The sequence below is a fragment of the Caldisphaera sp. genome (assembly GCF_049974385.1).
Lineage (GTDB): Archaea > Thermoproteota > Thermoprotei_A > Sulfolobales > Acidilobaceae > Caldisphaera.
Genome location: NZ_JBMFIW010000043.1, coordinates 1 through 3149, shown reverse-complemented (window position 1 = coordinate 3149; position 3149 = coordinate 1). Strand labels below are relative to the sequence as shown.

Annotated in this window: 5 protein-coding genes; all 5 read right to left on the bottom strand. The window is 36.3% G+C overall.

The window, feature by feature from the left end:
* Positions 1 to 103 precede the first annotated feature (103 nt).
* The 5 genes from ACP5GV_RS07965 to ACP5GV_RS07945 all read right to left on the bottom strand — a co-directional run bounded on the left by ACP5GV_RS07965 (position 104) and on the right by ACP5GV_RS07945 (position 2771).
* Positions 104 to 556: a hypothetical protein gene (locus ACP5GV_RS07965; RefSeq protein WP_428103249.1), complete on the bottom strand. Its 453-nt coding sequence runs from the start codon at positions 554 to 556 to the stop codon at positions 104 to 106.
* Positions 538 to 1521: a hypothetical protein gene (locus tag ACP5GV_RS07960; protein WP_428103247.1), complete on the bottom strand. Its 984-nt coding sequence runs from the start codon at positions 1519 to 1521 to the stop codon at positions 538 to 540. The genes ACP5GV_RS07965 and ACP5GV_RS07960 overlap by 19 nt, the downstream gene beginning before the upstream one ends.
* A gap of 65 nt (positions 1522 to 1586) precedes the next feature.
* Positions 1587 to 1940: a hypothetical protein gene (locus ACP5GV_RS07955; protein WP_428103245.1), complete on the bottom strand. Its 354-nt coding sequence runs from the start codon at positions 1938 to 1940 to the stop codon at positions 1587 to 1589.
* Between the two features lies 1 nt (position 1941).
* A complete protein-coding gene (locus tag ACP5GV_RS07950) occupies positions 1942 to 2142 on the bottom strand; it encodes a hypothetical protein (protein ID WP_428103243.1) in 201 nt (66 codons plus the stop codon).
* Between the two features lie 296 nt (positions 2143 to 2438).
* Entirely contained in the window at positions 2439 to 2771 is a 333-nt protein-coding gene (locus ACP5GV_RS07945; protein ID WP_428103241.1) for a hypothetical protein, read from the bottom strand.
* Positions 2772 to 3149: the final 378 nt, after the last annotated feature.

Here is a 3149-nt window from a genome sequence, read left to right as displayed (position 1 = left end):
AAAAGCCAAGGAAAGCCAGAATCCCTTCGATGATATTTTTATAGAATTTTTATATCTATTATTCAATATAAATGATTAGATAAATAAACAATAACCTTTCCTCCTAAGCATAATATCGGTAGACATAAAACACATTTTGGTTTACATTGGGCACAATGTGTAAGGCATTAATATTCTTAGCATAATCTCTTGCGTGTTCCAATCTCTGAAACCTTGCTATCCTCTGTGTGTTCGGATTATAAGCCTTCCTCGTCTCCCACTCATTAACTACCTTCTCTTTATACCACTCCTCTATGTATCTCCAATACTTCCTTCCACTCCTTACTTGTCCTCCCTGTTCGTAATAGTAAGCAAGCATTCGGTTTATATTTCTCCTTATACTCTCTTTTTTAACAATCTCTCCTTCTTGTTGTTTCCTCTCATAGATATAGTCAACCAACTCTCCCTTCCAATCCTCTCTTATATAACCACCCTTTACCCCTTCATTTTTTATCCACTCGAAAAATTCTTTCCTAAACCTTTTTGTTTCTAAATCTATTATCTCTTTTTTAGCCACCTTAACACCTCCTCAATGTTTTTGATTACATAAAGATTTTTTATTTCCTTTCCTAAATCTTCCTTCTTTAACTCTCTTGTGTTTTTAAAAGGTATAGTTTCATAATCTCCCACTTTATACCTTCCAATCCCTAAAACTATAGCTTCATCACTTGCAACTTCTTTTCTCAATCTTAAACCAAAACTTTGTATTAGCTCTTCTGCTAAACTTAGCCCTGAACTGTGAATTATTCCTCCATCAATGTTCCAATAAACAAGATAATTGATTAATTGTCCTACTATGTAGTGAAGTATAGAACTTATAAGAACTGTGAGATCTAAATTCTGTAGCTTCCCTCTGAAGTATCCCCTCTCCACTCTGCCGTCTTGATAAATCCTTAACTGCCAAGCACTACGAGTAAGCCCGTAAACAGTATTCCTAAGAATCTTCTCTCCCTCTAACCTTGAGATTATCTCTGAATTTTTTTTATTAAATTCACCTAATCCTATGTAGTTAAGACTTATAATCTTTCTCTCGTGATCAATCTTTGAACTACAGATTACGTCAAGTCCCCACTCTGAATATATAGAGTAAAAACACTTCTCAATGTCAATCTTGAAGAACAAGTCTTGTGTTTTATGAAACCCTACCCTGGCAAGGTAGGGAAAATATAAAGAATTAGCTTCTATAAACTCAGTCTTATAGAAGACAAGCTTTTTTCTTCCGAACTTCTCTTTAAGCTCTTCTTCTAATAAATGTCTTAGTGCTTCTTCATTACTGACTAATTCTTTCTGAACTTTTGAATCAATGATTTTAAGCTTCCTGTTTGCTGAAACATACTTTGAAGTAATCCGTGAAAACATCTTATATTGATGAATTAACTTCTTGACCAGCTCATAGGGATTATCTGAAAAAACCCTTTTGACTCCTTTTTCTATTTCTTTTTGTATTATCTCTTCTTTCTTTCTTTCGATTAACTCTCTCATTGTATAGACAAAAAGAATAGCCCCAGAGAGAGTAAACTCTCCGAGGCTATATTGTTAATCACACTCTAAAAAGGTATATCGTCCTTTCTTCGAATTAAATTCTTCCCTTCAAGATTGTAAATCCATTCTCTCCCTGGTTCCTCTTCTAACCACAACTCCCAAGTATCATTAACCTTAGAAACTATGACATAAAGATTACCCTTAAACCCTTTGTATTTTCTAATTAGCTCTCTCCCAATCTCTTCCGTAATGCTTTTTTTAATTAATGCTTCTCCGGTGTCAAACGATATACTCCAACTGTTAAATCTTGCTGGCCCAAAAACTGCAATTAACAGAAACCTTCCCTCTTTTTTCTTCCAATCTTTCCAAGCCAAAGACTCTTTCTTCCTATATTCTTTTGACTCACCTATTTTAAGCATATTACACCTCCTCTGTGTTGTTTTTTTGATCTTGCAATAAGCTTTTTATTTTCTTAAGTTCTTCATCTAAATTTAGCTCTCTGTAATACAAAATAGCTCCACCAATTAGTAAATCTTTCCATTCGATATTTAGCAATCTTTTTAATGCTGATAGTTTTAAATAATCTTCTTCTTCAATCTCAATAACTACCCTTTTTTTCATCTTACACCCCCTTGGCTAATTTTTGTCTTGCCAACACACAAAAAAAAGGGATTGCAAGGCTCCCGTAAGGGAAGACTTGCCTTCAATGGCTAAGCCATTGAAGGCTTCCCGAAGGGAAAAATAGCCTTGCAATCCCCCGAAGGGAAAAAGCCCTCGCAAGCCCCGTAAGGGCATCAAGCCCTCAAGGGCTTGTCCCTTGAGGGCTTTCCGAAGGAAGGATAGCTTGCGAGGGCTTAGCCCGAGAGGGCTAAACCCACTCGGACTAAGCTTTGCGATAGAGAAGCACGAGGGTTTTATCATATTCCCCAACCCTCGTACTTCTCCTTTAGCCAGTCTTGAATACTTTCATTTTCCCCGATTACATTGTTAATAATAAATCTCCACTCATCAACACTATAAAACTCCCAATAATAACCTGTGTAATTGATATTTCCGAAATCGTCATATTCGCCCTCCCACGTCTGGCCACTAAGATACCTACTCCGAAGAATTTCCTTGCCGTTCACATAAAAAATGAAAATTCCATCTTCCTCTCTGACTAAACAATCATCATACCAAGGGCTATAGAGATAGGGGGTACCCTGCCCCCCTATCTCTCCAAATACCAAGATACCTTTAAACTCCTTCATAACTCCACCTCCTTAGTAATTTTTCCCTCTCCAAGAAGGTTTAGACTTCCTGGAGAGAAATTCATAGTTTTAATATAGCACATCTTTAATATTTGTCAAGCCCCCTCGGAGAAATGTAAAATGCCAAACACTAATTAAAACTCTCAACCCTTCTTAAAATTATGCTTCCTCTCAAATGACAAACACTCATTAAAACCCTCCACTCTTCACGAAATAATGCTTCCTTCCCTATATGCTCTCTTTTCTCGAACCTTTGCCAATTTTCGAAAAAAAACCTTCACCTGCACCTTCATCCATCCCACCCACCCGCCAAAATCTTTTGATAAAAAGCTATCAGGAAAAATTAAATAATAAATCGTTCCTACATACCATGGTATT

Excerpts from the sequence above, each read along its gene's own strand:
- ACP5GV_RS07945 (WP_428103241.1), bottom strand. The coding sequence starts at position 2,771 with ATGAAGGAGTTTAAAGGTATCTTGGTATTTGGAGAGATAGGGGGGCAG.
- ACP5GV_RS07955 (WP_428103245.1), bottom strand. The coding sequence starts at position 1,940 with ATGCTTAAAATAGGTGAGTCAAAAGAATATAGGAAGAAAGAGTCTTTG.
- ACP5GV_RS07960 (WP_428103247.1), bottom strand. The coding sequence starts at position 1,521 with ATGAGAGAGTTAATCGAAAGAAAGAAAGAAGAGATAATACAAAAAGAA.
- ACP5GV_RS07950 (WP_428103243.1), bottom strand. The coding sequence starts at position 2,142 with ATGAAAAAAAGGGTAGTTATTGAGATTGAAGAAGAAGATTATTTAAAA.